The organism is Bartonella sp. SL317 (assembly GCF_059687655.1).
On record NZ_CM185144.1, the window covers coordinates 1,315,444 to 1,334,223 of the forward strand.

Consider the following 18,780-nt stretch of genomic DNA (forward strand, 5'->3'; position numbering starts at 1 on the left):
TGATAGATTCTATTAATTCTTTTTGAACAGGTTATTTTTTTTCATTGCTATAAATTTGTTGGGTGCCCATGCATAACTCGAAAACAAAATCTCTTTCTACGTCTTCTTTTTCTGATGATGGTACGCAAAGTGTATCAAGAGAAGATTTATCGCTTAAGATTACTGAGATATTTCCTTATCCGGAAGTATGGAAAAAGGCATTTACTCTCGGAAAAAATGTCCGTTTTACGCGAACTCCAGAAGTTGAGATTTTACGTCGTCGTATAGAAACAGATCCAGTTTTTGCAAAACAGTTTAAAATTTTTACAAAGCAAGATCGAAAAAAAATTACAGATATTGTACCTTGTAATAAGAAAACAACACATATTCCATCGACAAAAAAAGTCATTAATCCCCAATCGATAGAGAATAAAACGTCAGTTTGTCATTCAACAGTTTTAAAGCAGTTGTCGCAACAAGCTATGAGCATACCATCAGAAAATACCCGCCTTGAGGAAGATAAACAAGAGCATGAGTTACAGGTGGAAAATGTGCTACAAAAAATAAAACCTGCTTTACACCTTTCCGATGATGCATTTTTTGAGTGGGGATCTTTGATATTTGAACATGTGGATACTCAAACGTCCAAAGAGGAGGAGACAGCGATTGATACAACAAATGAAATCATACCTGATATCCCCTCTGCTTTTGATGAATCAATAACGGCTCTTTACCGTGTTCTTGAATACCGCTTTCCGCAACTCTATGATTCTATTACATCAGAATCTCCAGCAGAAAGGATGCGAGGTGTTGAGAAAATTTCTGATTTAATGAATACAAATAATGATACTATGAAGGAGTCTAAAGAGTGTCATTCTAAGCTTTCTGTTGAAGATTCTGCTCATATGTCAAATGATATTGAGGTGTTAAGTGATACGGGGGATGCTATAGAAACTGAAGAACACCATAATATTGTTGCTCATGATACTATCGATTGTATAACAAAGGATGTCACAAAGGATCCAAAAGACTTGTCTGCGATGCAATCACAGGGCAAAACTAAAACATCGCAATCTGCCTGCGCTGCATTGGATAATTACACATCATTAGACGATTATAATTCTACTTTTATAAAAAATAGTCAATCTATTGACGATGATGTTTATGAATTTCCTCCGATCAGTTTATTACAGAAACCTATTTTTCATGAAGGGATGATGATTTCTCAGGAAACATTAGAACGTGGTGCTGGACTTTTGGAAAGTGTTTTGGAAGATTTTGGCATTAAGGGTGAAGTTATCCATGTTCATCCAGGGCCAGTGGTAACAATGTATGAGTTTGAGCCCGCTGCGGGTGTAAAGTCATCGCGCGTTATTAATCTTTCTGATGATATTGCACGTTCTATGTCTGCCATTTCCACACGCGTTGCTGTCATTCCTGGACGCAATGTTATTGGGATTGAGTTGCCCAATGCGGTTCGTGAAACTGTTTATTTACGAGAATTAATCCAAACACGTTCTTTTCGTGAAAGTGAGTTTAAACTTGCTCTTGCTTTGGGGAAAGGGATTAATGGTAAACCTGTTATTGCAGAATTAGCAAAAATGCCGCATCTTTTAGTTGCAGGAACAACAGGATCAGGAAAATCTGTTGCAATTAATACAATGATTTTGTCGATTCTTTATCGTATGACACCCCAGCAGTGTCGTTTGATCATGGTTGATCCTAAAATGTTAGAGCTTTCTGTTTATGATGGCATACCACATCTTTTAACACCCGTTGTAACAGACCCTAAAAAAGCGGTAACCGCTTTAAAATGGGCCGTTCGAGAAATGGAAGAGCGTTATCGCAAGATGGCAAAATTAGGAGTGCGTAATATTGATGGTTTTAATGCACGCGTTGCACTTGCGGCTCAAAAAGGTGAAACGATCATGTGTACTGTAAAGTCGGGTTTTGATAAAGAAACAGGTGAAATGCTTTATCATGAAGAAGCTATGGATCTGACGCAGCTTCCTTATATTGTCGTTATTGTTGATGAGATGGCTGATCTCATGATGGTGGCAGGGAAAGAAATTGAGAATGCCATTCAGCGTTTAGCGCAAATGGCGCGTGCGGCAGGTATTCACCTTATTATGGCGACGCAGCGTCCTTCTGTGGATGTTATCACGGGGACAATTAAAGCAAACTTTCCTACTCGCATTTCTTTTCAGGTCACATCAAAAATTGATAGTCGTACGATCTTAGGTGAACAAGGTGCTGAAACGCTTTTAGGTCAAGGAGATATGCTTCATATGGCAGGTGGGGGACGTATTGTGCGCGTTCATGGACCTTTTGTTTCTGATGAAGAGGTTGAATCGGTTGTTGCACATCTTAAAATGCAAGGAAAACCTGATTATTTAGCAACGATCACGGATAATGAAGACGCAAACAATGAGGATGTGTCTGCTGATTCAGCGGCTGAAGTTTTTGAAGAAGAAAATTTTGATGAAGAAGGTGAGAAACTGTATAACCAAGCTGTAAAGATTGTTATGCGTGATAAAAAATGTTCAACATCTTATATTCAGCGCCGACTTTCAATCGGTTATAATAAAGCGGCTTCTCTTGTTGAGCGTATGGAAGAAAAAGGCATCGTGGGAGCCGCTAATCATGTTGGAAAACGTGAAATTCTACTCAATGAAGGAAAATAAAAAAATACATCCAAAAATACGTGGTTTTTAAAATGTCTTATAGTCATTATTTAAAGAGCGAATACGTGTTTAATTTTTCAAATCAGATGTGATTATCTATTTATTTTTTTGAGAGTCATATTAAAAAATTGAGTAAAGCGTAATAAAGCAATCTTGTGATTGCAAATGCGGAGAACAAACTGATACAAAAGGGTGAAGATCTTTACAACATTTATAAATGATCTAGAATGTAAGGAAATAAAATAAATCTTTATATGAGCGCAGATTATTTTTGTTTTCTTTTTTGATTGCAAAAAAAATCTCTGATCGAATGATGTACCGGTATATTTTTTCTTTTTCATGAGGGAAATTAAAGGTGATTGACAAATTGTTCCTAAAACTTGTGTAGGTTGGCCCTTACCTACATTCATGAATAGTTTTGAAGAACCCTGCTAGCTTATTTCTTGCTCCTTGACCATTATCGACTATATGATCACCTTCATGTCCTCATTTTATAGATATCAAATCAATTTTATTACGATGCGTATTGCAGCGATTGTTTTATCATCTGTATGAGAGCCAAAAACATGAAAAACACGCACCAATTTTGACAATAAGGTAAGCTGCTCAATCAACCTACACGAAAATACATGTGCAGACGAATGTCCCCATAAAATACCATATTCCAAGTTTATCCATATGATACTCCTTTTTAAAAATTGTACCGATGACTTATCATAATAACAATCTCAAAATACATATTTAACCTTTATCTGAATAACTTAATTGTAGCACGATTGATATTACTTAGTAAATTTTTAGATTATTCCCCAACGGCGTATAAAGATAGGTACGTTTTTCTCGTCATTTTTTACGGTATTAAATTCTTCCAATTAAACTTACACTTAATTAAAGCTGAAAGTTTCTTATAAACCCATATTATTTAAAAAAATCAACAGATCACATTGATGACCATAATCAAAGGCACTTTTTTAATATGAAGCAAGTTTTATAACTTCTCTTGTTATCTACATAGAAATAAATAACCTCTATGGATAGTGATTAGCTATATCTTTACAGCAAGTGCTTACAGCACTTTTATAACACTCAATCCGTCTCCAAAAGAGGATTGCCTTTTATTAAATAATCCACGCGCATATAATTAAAGAGAGAAACAATTAAACTTGCACTAATCATGCCAAGCCAATAACCCATAAAGCCATATTTTAAAAAATGTGCCATGAATGCTCCCCCAAATAAGCCTATCCCCCAATAGCTGATTATTACAACAATTGTTGGACAAAACGTATCAAGCAAACCCACAAGTATGCCATTGAGCATGGCTCCTAAAGTGCCAAAAGCAAAAGACAATAAGATAAACGGAAGCAACTCCCAAGAGAAAACAATAACGTGGACCGAAGAAATATCAAAGATGATTGTAAGAATGAATTCATAAGAGAGATAAACAATCCCTGATAAAAAAAAGACATAAGCTATAGCAAAAATTGTGATACTCATACGTAACTGTTTTAGAGCCATATGATTCCCATCGGCTCGATACCACGCTGCTATAGTCGCAGCTGCACTGGAAATCCCCAAAGCCACCACAGAAATAAGCATATCAAGACGCATTCCAATCGTATGCGCAGCCAAAGCTTCGACCCCATAAGCTGTAATCATGAAGGCAATGACAGAAGGAAAGCCCTCCGCAATAAGAATACGCATACCAATGGGAAGCCCTACGAGCAGTAATTGTATTATTCGTGAAATTTCTAACTTTGGTCTTAAATAATTAAAATGAAAGGAACGAAAAGTAGAATTGCGGGACAGAATTATTGCTACTGCCATAACAATCAAAATACGGATCAAACTACTTGCAATCCCAGCACCAAAGACACCAAATCCGCTTGAAGGACCTATACCCAAAATAAGCGACAAAGAGATAAGAAAATTAATAGGGATAGCTGCAAGCATAACAAAAGTTAAGGGCTTTGGATGACCAATCGCTGAAAGTAATCCACGGCTATTCACATAAAGATAAAAAAACACCACCCCTATAGCAGCGCCACTATTATATTCCTGCGCTATATTGGCAATTGCCTCATCTTGTCCGAGAAGACACAAAATATTCTTAGTGTTGAATAAAATGATCATACTCATCATTCCAACCAAAAGGGAAAGCCATATTCCTTGATCAAACCATGCCTTTAATGCATCTCTATCTTGTTTGCGAAAGCTTTCCGCAAGTTTTGGTGCAACTGCGGTAATAATCCCTAATCCCAACAACATAACAAAACTAAACATACTCAGAGCCAACATTGTACCACTCAAGGCTTTAACGCCTAAATGCGCCACAAGTGCCGCATCCGTGAAGGAAATCATCATCTGAGATATAAAACCAATAGCCAGTGGAATGCCAAGAAAGAGCAATTGCTTCATCACAATAAACATTGTGAAATACCCTTCCCTGTTGAAGGGCATATTAAGCCTGGATCTTTTAAAAACGTATTGATTTTTTCCGTCAAGTCTTTCCATCGCAAATCTTGCGTAAAAGATGCATAATGAGAATTCATTAAGTTAAGAGGAGATGCCCAGTTTTTAAAAGAGAAGCGCAATGTGCCTTTATTGTTTTTTTGGGCTTCATGCCATGCGTTTTTTTGTACAACATTATGCCCCCAAGCAGTTATAATCGTTGATAAAATATCCGCAGCAAGCCTTTGTTCATCCTGCACATCCATTTTCAGTATTTTTAATAAAATTTTTTGGAAAATTTCTTGGTACAAAACTTGATATGCTCCCCCCCAAAAACAAATTCTTTGCAATAAAGAACTGTTGAAAAATATAAAAAATAAACGAGGAACTAATCGTCCTGTTCGAAAATTTTGTACAATGGAATTAGTTTCAAAATCAATACGCACTCCAAAACGATCTGAATATAAAGCACCATCTCTTAACTGGAGAGGTCGTACACGTCCCCCAACCGATAGCCAAAATAGATCCGTGGCAATAGGAATGAAATTTTTCCATAGCCCTTGTGACTCTAGTTTAAGCAATTCAACCAGTTTTGCTAATCATCCATCATCTATAAGACGTTGCATAAAACTATAGGCCGCTCCAATAATTCTATTGCGTATATGGCAAAAAATGGTTCTCGTAATGTGATAGTAGAAATATTATGCCCCTGCCTAAATTGCTCAAAGACGTATTCATGAAGATTATTAATGTGCGTTACAATAGCTGTTTTAGTATTTAGTAAATATTCTGGAAAAGTTGCTTTCAGAAACTGCCTACACAGCCAAGATTGAACTTCTGATGATAAAGCAATATCATCTTGGTATTCGCCTAACACTTTTCTTAGCCAATCGTCACCGAGGCATTTTAAAAAATCTATAGGATGTATCATCCATTCGAAGCCAAGCTGGGCCACAACGAGCCTATTCTTCTAGAGTTACAGTTGAACAAGTAAACATTATATTGGTGAAATTTTCCATAAGTTCGTGACCACGGATTAAAAATGTTATTGTAGAACTAAAATCAAGATCAAACATCAAGCAATAATGAGGCCCAATTTGGATTACTGGATTCTGTAAAATTTCATCATGTGTTTGTTGTGTTCGTTGTGCTCCCCAGCGTTGTTTGATTTTAGAATATAAGCATTCAGTAAAAAAATTTCCTCTTCCTAGGCTAAGGAGCCAATGGATTTTAGGTGGTGAGCATTATGAAGTACTAAGGCAGTTATCATTGAATGAAAAATAAAAATCAATATTTATCAGATAAAATGGCATTAAACAGCATACACGCGTGATAGCCTCTATGGTGAAAAAGGTTTTGGAGGATTATGGAGAGCATCATAAGAAGAATAGTGCTCAATATCTGTTGCATTGGGTGATGTAAAGCGCTCCGTTAAATTAATTAGTGTTGGGGAGTATTGGCTCAAGTTAAGGTGTTTTTATGAGACTTATATTTTGAGTTTTTATAGATTTAATATGTTGAATTATTATAATAATTTATTGCTCTTCATAGAGAAAAGTCTCAAATATCGTTAGATTCTCTTATTTGAAATCTGTTTATGTTGTAATAGTCAAAATCAGTTTTTTGTGCAAAATAAGGAGAGTTAACGTGGAGATAAAAACATAAAAAAGGAATAAAAATGTTACTTATGACCACATTTCCAATACCAAGCATATTGATAACATTTAAGGATTAGACGAGTATAATGATGGTGCGAGCAAGCTCTTTCATTAATATAAAATGGTAAGACCGAATGCCTTTATATCCTTTATGAAGATCTTGATACTCCATCATTTACAGATGCTGTCATAAAATAAGCTTTGAATAAGATGTCTCTTTAAGACAAGCATATGAATGCGCAAAACACATATATTTTTCTGGAGTACTACTTTATATGAGGGGCATATTTCTATTATTATTATAACAAGTTTCATTACAATAATAGGTGAATAAGTAACAATGTTGGAGGATTCTTTTTACTCTTATTTTGTTGGTGAAATAGTCAAAATTTTGCTACAGATAACTGATAATGAGGTACCAAGATATTTCAACCAGCAGCAGGTATTTATAAGTAAATGAGCATTATTCGTTTGAGAGTCAAGCCAACAATTTTTTAATTTTAATATGTCATTAAAAGCAGATAAATCAAAGCAAAATACAAATAAATTAGCATGTAAGAAAGAAGCTTTTCATTTTACACCAGAGCTTTTGCCACGGCCTTTTACGTGGGAAATTGATAGCAACGGTTTATTTTGTGAAGTTTCAAAAGAACTCGCTGAAGTTGTTGGTCCTCTCTCTTCCTCTATTTTAGGATTTAGTTTTCATGAGCTTGCTCATCGATTTAATGATGAGCGATATCGTGTTCTCAGTCGTTTTATTGAAGCGGCTATGCCTTGGGGTAAAGAGATTGTTCAATGGCCAGTTGATGGTTGCACACAGTGGCTTGATGTTGAATTGTCGGCTTTGCCAATTTTTGATGTTCAAAAGCAACTTAAGGGATTTCGTGGCTTTGGTGTTTTAAAAATACAAAAAAAAGTTCAAGAAAAAAGAGATGAAATGCTGGAGACGAAAATGCCGTGTCTTACGGAGATAGAACGTTCAGCTTTTCATGAAATTGCAGAACACTTACGTGATGGATTGAATTCATCGCTAGAAGAAGAAAATTTTGTTGAAGAAACAGCGTTTCAGTTACCATATACAGGAATATTGCCGGTAAATGCTATAGAACAAGCGCTCATAAAAGAACCCGCTGCGGTTTTATCGTTGTTGAATACAGCAACAGATGGTGTTTTATGGTTAGATGAACAGGGTGTTATTCAATCAGCAAATAGGGCAGCTTTAGCATTGATGGGGTATGAAATAAATGAACTACAAGGACAGCCATTCTCTTCATTATTTACTTTAAAAAGCCGGCTCTTGGTTGAAGAATATTTTAAATTAATTCGTATGAAGGAGGAAAATCATGTTTTAAATCGCAATGAAACAGCTGATTTAATGAGAAAAGATCATCAAAATATAACTGTTCTTATAACGATTGTATTTTTGGCACAGCAAAGCAATTATGCTGTTATGTTGCGTGATATAACAAAAATAGTGTCCTTAGGAGAAAAAAAAGCAGAAGAGAATAAAATCGTTGGCGTTGTGCATGAAATACGAACACCTTTGAATGCTCTTATTGGTTTTGCGGAAATTATGAGAGAGGGTCGTTTTGGTTCGATAGAAAATGAGCGTTATCATGGATATTTGCGTGATATTATCTCCTCTGGAAAACATATATTATCTCTGATCAATCAATTACTAGAATGTTCGAAAGCAAATTATTCTGGTTCTAATAACCAGATGAGTTCCTCCCTTATTTCTGAAACATTTGATGTGATATCTTGTTTACGTGCGACGATAGCTTTTCTTGAAACTCAAGCCAATCATAACGGCGTTATCATGCGCATTGTTGCTCCACCTCATGTTCCATGTATTCCTGTATCACAACAAATGTTTCGCCAGATTATATGGAATCTTCTTTCCAATGCCATTCGTTTTACACCTTTGGGTGGACAGATTATTGTTCATGTTTCTTATAGAAAAGAACGTGTAAAAATTTCAGTGAGTGATAATGGTTTAGGCATGAGCGAAGAAGAAATTGCACAGGCCTTGCAGCCTTATGGTCAAATAGAGCGCAAAGATGGCCGTTCTGGTGATAGTGCTTTTATGGGAACAGGCTTAGGCCTTCCGATGTGTAAGGAAATGGTAGAAGAAAGTGGGGGAGAATTTCTATTGTTCTCAAAACCCAATCATGGAACAACAGTGGAAATGTTTTTTCCTCATGTTCCATGATGTAAATTTTGTATAAAGTTATTTTTTCTTAGCCAAAAGATCTCTAATTTCTGTTAAAAGTTGTTCTTCTGAAGAGACTTTTTGGGGCGGGCTTTCTTCTTCTTCTTTTCTACGGATTTTATTCATAGCTTTAACAAAGAAAAAAAGAACCCAAGCAATAATGAGAAAATTGATCAATAAAGTGATAAAGTGTCCATAGCTAATGGTTGCTCCAGCTGCTTTAGCGGCACTCAATGTCGCTTGTTTTTCACCAGCAAGTTGAATAAACATATTAGAAAAATCAATTCCACCTGTAATAAGTCCAATAATTGGCATAAAAATATCATTGACAATTGAATTGACTAAGCCACCAAAAGCGCCTCCGATAATCACACCAATAGCAAGGTCAATCATATTACCTTTTAGGGCAAATTCTTTGAATTCTTTAAGCATTGCGTTTTCCCCTTTATGTAAGCGATATACGGTAATTTACTTACCGCTTTTGATGAAAAAGGAAAGGGCAGATTTTATTTTTAAGATTATAATACAAATATTAATATTATTTTCCAAAAATTTTATGAGATTTAATCAAGAGCTCTACGAAGTTTACTTTAATACATAGATTTTGTAGAGAAAAGCTTTTTTGATAAAAACTGTATCTGTACTTTTCAATGAAAAGTTGAAAATTAGGCTTAAGTTATATGTCTTCTCAACATCTTTATGATAACATTTAATAAAGAGAGATTTTAAAGGATATCACAAAGTTAGTAATGTTGAAAATTGACTCATCAGAAAGCTTCGCTAATGAAATATTATTTATTGAGCTAAAAAAAGAATTGAGAATAAAAAATTATACCTCAGACATAATGAGAAAAAGGGATAGATGAAATTAAGAGTAAGACTTATACTTTCATTCTTTCTTAATCCAGCAAGCAACAGAGCCACTAGGAGCGCAATCTTATCTAAAAGCTATGCTATGATTGAAAGTAATCATAATTTTAGTAATAAGACAATATATTGATTTATAATGATAAATCATCATTTTTAACTTAAATCATAACGCCGAATATCGTAAGATTTTCTTATCACAATCCCTCCCATATTAAATTAAATAAAATCACGTTCTTGAATGGCATAAATGGGGCTGGTGTATTGATAAAAATAATTAGAGGAAGAATTAAAATGCCTCTTATGAAGCGTCTCAAGCGCTAAGAGCTGTAGAAACGTTGGGAATGAGCAAAGTGTGTGATCGTGCTAGCTTGTTGTACCATGAGCGTAAATATGGTTGTGTTCTATAAGTTTTATACACTTACACTTCATGGGGGCTTTATCTTTATACCCTCCATGGGCAGTGTTGCGAAATGGGTTGAAACATGAAGAAAGGCTTCTTTAAAGAAAGCACGTGAATGAGCAATCCAGTGTCGTTCTGTTTTATATGAGGGGCGTGCCTCTATTGAACCACATTTTCATCTGTTGGAAGACTGTATGAATTTATAGGTATTAAAGTGATAGGGGTTGAAAGCCACAGGTATGATCGGAGTTGTTTTATGATCAATTATCATCACTTAGACCATATGTTAGACTGGGCACCTGTAGATGAAAAATCGTAATTATCGCATCAGTAATGAAAAAGAAACAACATAGATTTTTCAAAATTTCATCAATACAGTACAAATATCCGGACATTATGCTGCTAAAAATGGCAAACAATCACATGCATGTGGATGGTTTTACGGACTGTGTATTCTCAATATGCTAGTAGAACAATAAATAGTGTGATAGAGCAAACTTTATTTCTGTTGTTACACAAAGGAATCTTTGGAATAGAGATAATTTTCTTTCATGAGAACTGTACGCTTACCTGAAAAATATCACAAGGTATAGCGATGAAGATCTATTGATGTCTCAATTCATACAGGAATTTTACATTTTATAGGATTGGCATACATATTTAATTCTCTGAACAATGGTAAAAACGAAGAACATTTTTTCAAGAATAATTTTTTCTGTTCAGGGATCAAAAAATTCACATGAATGATGACGATGTGCTTCATTTTTTATAGAGGAGAATATTATTTGGATAATATATTCTCTTTATCGGTGATTTTTTGTGTTAAAAGATGTAGGTGAGGTGCAGTGGATCATTTTTATGTTTTGGAGAAGGATTGATGAGTTTTTTTCGTTGCATTGGCCGTTCTGCTTTATTTATGTTGGATCCAGAGCATGCACACCGTTTAGCGATTGTCGGATTAAAAAGTGGATTAAATAGCTGTCAAAAGGTTGTCGATAAACGATTGTCTGTAACAATTGCAGGGCTTGAATTTAAAAATTTTATTGGTCTTGCTGCGGGGTTTGATAAAAATGCAGAGGTTGTTGATGAAATTCTTCGTTTAGGATTTGGTTTTACTGAAATTGGGACAGTGACACCAAAGCCCCAGATTGGAAATCCTAAACCACGGCTTTTTCGTTTAAAAGAAGATGAAGCAATTATTAATAGAATGGGTTTTAATAATGACGGGCATCAAGTTGTTTACAACAGACTGCTGACATGTAAAAAAGCGGGTATTGTAGGGATAAATATTGGAGCCAATAAGGATACGGTTAATAAGATTGACGATTATACTGTTGGCATTGCTCATTTTTATGATGTTGCGGATTATTTTACGGTTAATATTTCTTCTCCTAATACGCCAGGTTTGCGTGATTTACAGGCTCGTGATAGTTTGCATCTTTTGTTGAGAGCAGTGTCGCAAGCACGAAAGGAGCAAGAGAAAAGACATGGATTCTCGATTCCCATTTTTTTAAAAATTGCTCCCGATTTATCAGAGAAAGAATTGGATGATATTGCTGAAGCAATAAAGCTTTCGGATTTTGATGGACTTATTGTTTCCAATACGACTCTTTCACGCCAAGGTCTTAACAATAGTCATTTCAGTCATGAAGAGGGGGGGCTTTCTGGACGTCCACTTTTTGAGCTCTCTACAATTGTGCTTGCAAAAATGCGTCAAAAGCTAGGGAAGGAGATTGCAATTATTGGCGTTGGCGGTGTAAAGGATGCTGAAACCGCTTTGGAAAAAGTAAAAGCAGGTGCAGATTTAATACAGTTATATAGTGGGATGGTTTATGAAGGTCCAAATCTTGCCATAACGATTTTGAAAGAGATTTTGCAGATGATGCAACAAGATGGTGTTGATAACATAAAAAGCTATCGTGATCACCGTCTTGAGCATTGGGCAAAATTTCCTTTGTAAAAGATTTTTCTTCACAAAAAATTGCGAGATTTTTTTTTAGGGGCTTGCAAACTTTGTTGATCTTCCTTATGTCACGTAAGCAGAGAATAAATGTTTACAAAATCGTGAACAATTATGATAGGTTTTCTTTTATGCGGTTGTAGCTCAGTTGGTTAGAGCGCTGGTTTGTGGCACCAGAGGTCGTAGGTTCAAATCCCACCAACCGTACCATTTATCTTGTTACAACTTTTCTAATTCTTATTTAGTGCGATTTTTGCTGTGGTTAAAAGTCATAGTTATCGGTCTTTTTTGCATTTGAGCCGTCATAGAGCAAAGACTTTGCGCGGGTGATTTTATGCGTTTTCTGCCAAAAATGGCTAATTTGTCTAAAAGAGCGGAGACTTTGTTGCAGAAGATCTCTGCTTATTTTCCCCTTGGTTTTCAAGCTATTATAAAAATAGCACTTTCTGGAGTTCGAATACAGCTCATGGAGTGCAAGCGATGCATCGGTGCTAACATTCTCTTTAAAAACACACAGGTAATTACAACCAGCTTTAAAAAACAGTCTTACCAATGAAATTCTAGCTAGAGAGTTGCGTGCACAACGCAATAATGACACACTGATTCCCGCAAGTGTACTTCACATATTGTACGCGTAGCCTGTATGGAGGCCGCCGCTCCTAAATACTCAGACGTAATGCTACAGGGTTGTACAGTGACCGCAGTTGCACCCTTAAACACCGGTTCCTACCATATCATAATGCTTGAAAAAGCATCATGCCATCATAGCAACCGCTTTACGTATGGGGTCCACAACATAACTCTACAAACTGTTGACGCATTGCCAAGCTAAGAGTTTTCTTGCCCACCTACGCCAATGAGGCCATCACTATCCTCTTTTTGAATCGTAAAACAAAATGATTTACCATTAGCGATAAACCATCTGCTCAAAGTCCAACTAGTTTAAACGCGTAGCATTTCTAAACCTTTAGGCTCGCTCTGCCCCCAAGGGGGGATATCGTCAGATCTATCACTTCCGTTACATATTCACGCGCTGGGACAAGAATCTGAAACTATGAGGCAACGCTGCGTTTGTATGCAGCGTTGTTGTTAAGAATAAGCTTCTATTGAGATAGTTCTGATAGGAAGTCCCTACAACGAATGATATAGGGATTAATTTGGATTCTTTCGAAATGTTATATATAAATTTAATGTGCCTCCCCAAAACACACCAGCAGTGAACCCATTTAAAAGACCAAAAAGAAGGTTAAAATTAAATGCATGTTCCAAATCAGGTTCAACCTTGAGAAAAACAATCAATGTGAATTTGATGACAAAAGCGATAAGAATAAATATCAGTGTCAACGACGTACCGGGCCGAATAATTAAATTCGTTCCCTCTTTGATTTTTAAACGCGGAGTGGCACGCCAGAGCAACCAGCCAACGCCAATGCCGATCATCAGCCCCGCCGACATTGAGATTTCTCCCCAGAGCGGAAACGCCAACTTGTTAATCACATCGCTTCCGCCCAAAAAAAGAAAGACTAACGGCAATAGAAAAAGGCGGTAAACCCCCATTTCCCTATCTTTCAATGCGATTATTCCCCACGCTATGAGAAAAATAAGCAAACCCCAGACCCATAAAGGGGTTCCGGTCAGAATATTAAACAATGACATATTATGCTCCATTATGTTTGATGCGATAAAAATATTGCATCATATTAGGAAAATATTTAGAAAAAAGAATACCAGCACAAATTAAACCCATAGTGACTAACCAAATCTGGGGGGGCATGCAAAAAAAGCCACTAGAAGACCATTGGCAAAAAAGATGATTACCCAAATACATGTAATATATTTATTGATGAGATAAAATAGGATATGTTTGCGTTTTTCTTCAGAAACACCAGCACTGGCATAAAAAATGGTAAAGGGTTTCTCTACCAGCAAGCTAATCAATGAAACCAGAGCAAGTGACAGATAGAAAAAACTGCACAGTACCATTTTTATTGGTACAATTACTCTCATTTTTCTTGCTTCCTTTTAAAAAATTTACGACTATGGCTTTTTATCGTGTCAGCGATAACAGAGTAAAGACTTTTCTCTCGTGTTTTCCCTTTTTTTTCAAAAAAGCCAAAGCACTTTAATAAGCAGAGATCTTATCTAAAAAGATATTTTTTAGATTTATTGCTTTATTTTCAATGGAATAGATAATTTCTACTTTTGAGTGTGCAAGTGCACCTGATGATGAATAAGATGCGAACTCGTAATGGGCCGCGCAGTAGGTTTATAGTAAAAACAAGCTTAGTTAGGCATAGAGTTGGAAGACACTGTCATTATTGGGGGTGGAGTCCTAGATTGTGCTTGGCTATGCCGCATGTGAAGCAATTTTAAATTTACCTGTAGTGATATGTCGTCAAATTGGAGATTCAGCTCCTTTCTTCATCAAAAATATGACAGTATTAGAAAATAGTCATATTTTGAATGGACTTGTGCCAATTGATAAGCTGACTGATAATGTTCGTAAGCGCCATAACAGTGCACAAGAAAACTAAATAGAAAATTGCCGTCTTTAATTATGCAAAACAGCGTACCAACTTAGAGTGCAAAATTATTGTTCTTGCAAAACAAGGTAAAAAAGCAAAATGATCAAAGGGTGGTAATGTAGATCTAGCTAATTTTCATAAGCGAAAAAAAATAAAACAAACACGAGAAACTTAAAAAAATAAAGAGAACAATTTATACGACACTTTGTATAAAAGTACATTTGCAGAGGACACAGAAATAAATAGGATAAAAGCAATAGCGACGTACAAAAGAAACATTCATAGACATTTTATACTAAGCGTAACGGAGAAGTGCCAAGATAAGTATAATAGCGGGTGACAGATTAACTGGAATACAAGTGGGTATTGTGAGGGCGGAGTTTTGGGTTAAGAATTGCGCTTCATACGCTATAAATTCTCTGCACCTTTCATATAGGCGTTGAGATCATCGCTCAATGCAATGTAAGGGGGCTGTTTTGCTTGTAGCGCTTGTTTGTCTGCTTCCATAGTATCGCTGGCTCTATCAGTTACATTATGGTGATAATTTCTTCGTCCAAAAAACAGATCAATCGATTGCGTAATAGGGTATGTGTGCCTTTTCCGACCGTGTCTTTTTTTAAGCAGCTGTTATCTCGTGGCAGGGTTGGGTGTGTCTATATGATCAGCCTGCCAAAGAAATGGAAGCGTTATCGCGATAGCCACCAATAGGAGTCCAGCGATAAAGGTGGCAGCAAACTGCAATGATATAAAAGAACCAAGGACGCCGATCAAAAAGCTTCCGACCGGCATTCCAGCATAGCCGATTACCCGAAAAGCAGAATTAGCTCGCCCGAGAAGTTGCTTTGGTGTGAGGCGCTGCCTGAAGGCAGTAACAGCAATAAACCATAAGCTTGCTCCAACGCCAGCGATAAAGGTGATGCCCCATACGACGACAGCACTTTTTGAAAAGGCTGGAATCAGCAGCAAGATAACCGTTCCTAAACCGTCAGTGAGAACAGCTAGGCGCACCGGTGCATAGCGTATACGCGGCGCAAATAAGGCACCTGCCATTGTACCAAGTGCATAGGCTGCAAACATCACGCCATATTGGCTGCTATGGAGGCCCAGATACCGATCGTCGGTAACGAAGAAGATGAACGAGGTTAGGAATGCTCCAAAGACTACCGATAGAAAGAATGTAAGTAATGTAAGGGAGGTGAGATGCCGATTTGAAAAAATGAAATGAAAGCCGGCAATGATATAACGGAAAGTGATGTTTTCTTTATCAAGTGCTAGCGATGTCGGAACAGCACGGCGAGTGGTAAAAATCAACGTGATAAAAAGCGCAATTAACAGGCCGAGAAATACCAGTGTGCTATGCGCTAAAATGCTGCTTGTTATGATAGGGGCAAGAAAAGAGGAGACCCCGAAATCTAAAAACAAGACAATTGAGTAGAAGGTCATCAATCGCTCTCCCTCCATGATAAGTGGTGGAATCGTCATGATATAAGCTTCGGCAGAAACGACGATGAACCCAGCAATGGTTGCATAGAAGAAAATTTGTTCGGCTGGAGCAATCTGTATGATAAGCATTACGAACAGTATAATATGCATTAGCATGAAGATGAGGAGAGCTGAGGTGGCAAGTTTTATCTTATCGCAGCGATCAAGTAAAGTGCCTGCAAGGATGCCGAAAATTGGCCACGCTAATGAGAAGAGACCTTGCGCCCAACTGACTCCGACGACGCCATATCCAGATTGCCGTGCTAAGAGCGGGATGGCAGTGCGTAAAGCACCGCTGAGTAAGGCGAGCAGACTAACGGTTAGGCAAAAATAGCGTATGTCCTTATTGGCAAAAAGCGTGAACATTCTTTTCTCCTTAAGATGCCACACAGATTTCCGCAGGTCCATCAAGTACGTCGGTTGTATTCAGCATGTTTGCGACATAGTCGTCCAAGACATTCCTGTCTTCCTGAGGGAGAAGGAAATATATGAGATTGGAATACCACTGCCAACCACGCTGAGTTAGCTGGAGATCGTTATCACTTTCTGCGATAAGACCTGCGCCTATAAGCTGTTGTAGGTTATTGTATACAAAAGAGGGGAGTGCGGTCCAGTCAATTCTTTCTTTTTGGACATAGCCGTTATAAGGTAGCCGCATACACAAAGCCTTGGAGGCTTGTTGCTCCGCTGATACCCAATTGTAGTATACTTTGGATTTGCCTTTAAGTTGTATGTCAGTAATGTATCCGCTTCGACTGGGATTGGTTCGTGTGACGAGTGAGCCGAGAAGCGACATTGCTGACGCCCCGAAGCCAACCACATAATCGTCATGATAACCATGCAAATATTTGTGATAGCGAAAATAATTAGCTGAACTCGTTTGAGCAAGCGTTAGAGGAGTATTATTGGAAATTTTGATATAGGAATGCCCATTGCACGGTGCATAGCCGCAGCTGCGCATAACGATGTCACTAAATAAGCGAAGCATCTGTCGATGCTGTAGGCTGGATGGTTTTAGCCCTTTTTGTGCGTAAGACTTATGCAGTTGCGACGTGATAGCTAGATTGTTGATTGCGTAGAGGTTGATGGTTTCAGGGTGAAGCTCGCTTGCTTGCTTCAAATCGTATAATAGTTCTTCGGCTTTCTGGTTGTGCATGCCATATAGTAGGTCGAAACCAACATGTCCAATTATCTCTTGTGACCAAGCCACGGTATTTTTGATTTGTTCACGTGTTGAGGTGAGGTTAAACAATAATCGGAAACGCTCAATGAAACTCTGTACACCGAAACTGATCCGGTTAACGCCGATCTCACGGGCTGCATAAAGTTTATCACGTGTGACGCTTTTCGGTTCGCTTTCCAGTGTAAACTCGGCTAAGGAAGAGAGCTCAAATTCGTCATGCAATACTTTTCCGATGTGTCGGATATTATCTGCGGACAAGAGCGAGGGTGTGCCACCCCCTATATAGATGCTGCGGATGGGACCTCTAAGCGAGCGAATGAAATTTCCTTTGTTTCTGATCTCTGTGGTAAGCGCTGACATATAAGCTTCGATTTGCTTAACATGCTTATAGGCTCCTTTCTGAAAGGGACAGAAGGAACAAATGGTTTCGCAAAAGGGAATATGCAAATAAAGAGAAATAGTACGCGCTCGTGGAATTCTCTTACTTTGCGCTAGCTTATTAAAGTCTAGGTAATCATAAGATTCATTTGAAATAGTGCGAAACAGCGGATATATGAAATTGTAAATCGGCTTGAGTTGATCGAACTTCACAAAAGGATGATCCACGAGTTTCATAGGTTACCTCCCCCAATTTCTTACCTCGCAATATATTATTGACGGGCGACTAGTGATCCAATCGCCCGAGTGTATTACCAAAGATTGCTACGGAACATAATGAATCCCCCTTTTGTAGAAGTCATATGTGCTACACATATAACTTGTTATATGAACAGGCTAGCTTGTTTAAGAGGCAATATAAAGATAAAAAATATCTATTTATAAAAAACTTTCTCTTGCAATCTTATGGACTGATATTGTAATTGGCATTCTATTTTACGTGATTGGGCTATGAATGCCTAGAGCGAGAAAAAGCAGGGTCTTTTAATGGACATGCGGGGCATCATTGGTATGGTGCTGGGACTTAGGATTTTTGTCTGGTCATGAAATATCATTAGTGCAAAGAGATGGTTTTCAAATAGCCATTCCCATTAGTTCTTACACATCAGATTGGGCGGTGTTAGAGTGTGATGGCGAACAAAAGCTTTATTTTGTGCTGGAGACAAAAGGAACAAACAGCGAGTTTGATTTGCGCCTTAAAGAATTGATGAAGATCAAATGCGGCAAAGCCCATTTTGAAGCTTTAAAGACGGGCGTCGCCTATAATGAAAGCCCCGTGACCAACTGGCCCGCCTATAAGCGCGGGGTAGGGGGAGAGCTGAAGGCAGGCGTAAATGGCGCTAATGCTGCAACTATGCATGCATAAAACGCCACAATCGCCGCACAATAGGGGGAAGTTATAGAGAAGGGCTGGTGGCGGTGATGTATGCTGTTTTTAA

General features: G+C 37.5%; 12 protein-coding genes and 1 tRNA gene. 6 read left to right on the forward strand and 7 right to left on the reverse strand.

The window, feature by feature from the left end; translation table 11 throughout:
• The first annotated feature begins 68 nt into the window (after positions 1-68).
• Entirely contained in the window at positions 69-2,663 is a 2,595-nt protein-coding gene (locus tag AC6ER9_RS05520; RefSeq protein WP_497073801.1) for a DNA translocase FtsK, read from the forward strand.
• Positions 2,664-3,749: 1,086 nt separating this feature from the next.
• Here the strand turns inward: AC6ER9_RS05520 and AC6ER9_RS05525 are convergent.
• Genes AC6ER9_RS05525 through AC6ER9_RS05535 form a run of 3 tightly spaced genes read right to left on the reverse strand, consistent with a single transcriptional unit; the run spans position 3,750 to position 6,069 of the window.
• The gene (locus AC6ER9_RS05525; protein ID WP_497073802.1) at positions 3,750-5,093 is read right to left on the reverse strand and encodes an MATE family efflux transporter; all 1,344 of its coding nucleotides are present in this window, start codon (positions 5,091-5,093) and stop codon (positions 3,750-3,752) included.
• Complete coding sequence (locus AC6ER9_RS05530; RefSeq protein WP_497073803.1) at positions 5,081-5,695, reverse strand: hypothetical protein; 615 nt, start codon at positions 5,693-5,695, stop codon at positions 5,081-5,083. Before AC6ER9_RS05530 ends, AC6ER9_RS05525 begins: the two co-directional genes overlap by 13 nt.
• Positions 5,696-5,724: 29 nt before the next feature.
• Positions 5,725-6,069 carry a hypothetical protein gene (locus AC6ER9_RS05535; protein WP_497073804.1) on the reverse strand — a complete coding sequence of 115 codons (345 nt, stop codon included), beginning with the start codon at positions 6,067-6,069 and terminating at the stop codon, positions 5,725-5,727.
• Between the two features lie 1,208 nt (positions 6,070-7,277).
• Here AC6ER9_RS05535 and AC6ER9_RS05540 point away from each other — a divergent pair.
• Positions 7,278-8,984 carry a PAS domain-containing sensor histidine kinase gene (locus tag AC6ER9_RS05540; RefSeq protein WP_497073805.1) on the forward strand — a complete coding sequence of 569 codons (1,707 nt, stop codon included), beginning with the start codon at positions 7,278-7,280 and terminating at the stop codon, positions 8,982-8,984.
• 18 nt (positions 8,985-9,002) lie between these two features.
• Here the strand turns inward: AC6ER9_RS05540 and mscL are convergent, their stop codons facing one another.
• Positions 9,003-9,416, reverse strand: a complete 414-nt coding sequence (gene mscL / locus AC6ER9_RS05545; RefSeq protein ID WP_497073806.1) for a large conductance mechanosensitive channel protein MscL — start codon at positions 9,414-9,416, stop codon at positions 9,003-9,005.
• A gap of 1,715 nt (positions 9,417-11,131) precedes the next feature.
• Here mscL and AC6ER9_RS05550 point away from each other — a divergent pair.
• Both AC6ER9_RS05550 and AC6ER9_RS05555 read left to right on the forward strand, forming a co-directional pair.
• On the forward strand, positions 11,132-12,214 hold the full coding sequence (locus AC6ER9_RS05550) for a quinone-dependent dihydroorotate dehydrogenase (RefSeq protein WP_497073807.1): 1,083 nt from the start codon (positions 11,132-11,134) through the stop codon (positions 12,212-12,214).
• Positions 12,215-12,347: 133 nt separating this feature from the next.
• A tRNA-His gene (locus tag AC6ER9_RS05555) sits at positions 12,348-12,424 on the forward strand.
• A gap of 942 nt (positions 12,425-13,366) precedes the next feature.
• Here AC6ER9_RS05555 and AC6ER9_RS05560 read toward each other — a convergent pair.
• Positions 13,367-13,870, reverse strand: a complete 504-nt coding sequence (locus tag AC6ER9_RS05560) for a hypothetical protein (RefSeq protein WP_497073808.1) — start codon at positions 13,868-13,870, stop codon at positions 13,367-13,369.
• Between the two features lie 683 nt (positions 13,871-14,553).
• On the opposite strand from AC6ER9_RS05560, the gene AC6ER9_RS05565 reads away from it, so the two are divergent.
• Complete coding sequence (locus tag AC6ER9_RS05565) at positions 14,554-14,748, forward strand: hypothetical protein (RefSeq protein ID WP_497073809.1); 195 nt, start codon at positions 14,554-14,556, stop codon at positions 14,746-14,748.
• A 618-nt stretch (positions 14,749-15,366) separates the two neighbouring features.
• Here AC6ER9_RS05565 and AC6ER9_RS05570 read toward each other — a convergent pair.
• Positions 15,367-16,587 (reverse strand): MFS transporter, encoded by a 1,221-nt coding sequence (locus tag AC6ER9_RS05570; RefSeq protein WP_497073810.1) that lies wholly within the window; start codon positions 16,585-16,587, stop codon positions 15,367-15,369.
• A gap of 10 nt (positions 16,588-16,597) precedes the next feature.
• Positions 16,598-18,019 (reverse strand): coproporphyrinogen-III oxidase family protein, encoded by a 1,422-nt coding sequence (locus tag AC6ER9_RS05575; protein WP_497073811.1) that lies wholly within the window; start codon positions 18,017-18,019, stop codon positions 16,598-16,600.
• 328 nt (positions 18,020-18,347) lie between these two features.
• Between AC6ER9_RS05575 and AC6ER9_RS05580 the strand changes: the two genes are divergently transcribed.
• Complete coding sequence (locus tag AC6ER9_RS05580; protein WP_497073812.1) at positions 18,348-18,707, forward strand: restriction endonuclease; 360 nt, start codon at positions 18,348-18,350, stop codon at positions 18,705-18,707.
• Positions 18,708-18,780: the final 73 nt, after the last annotated feature.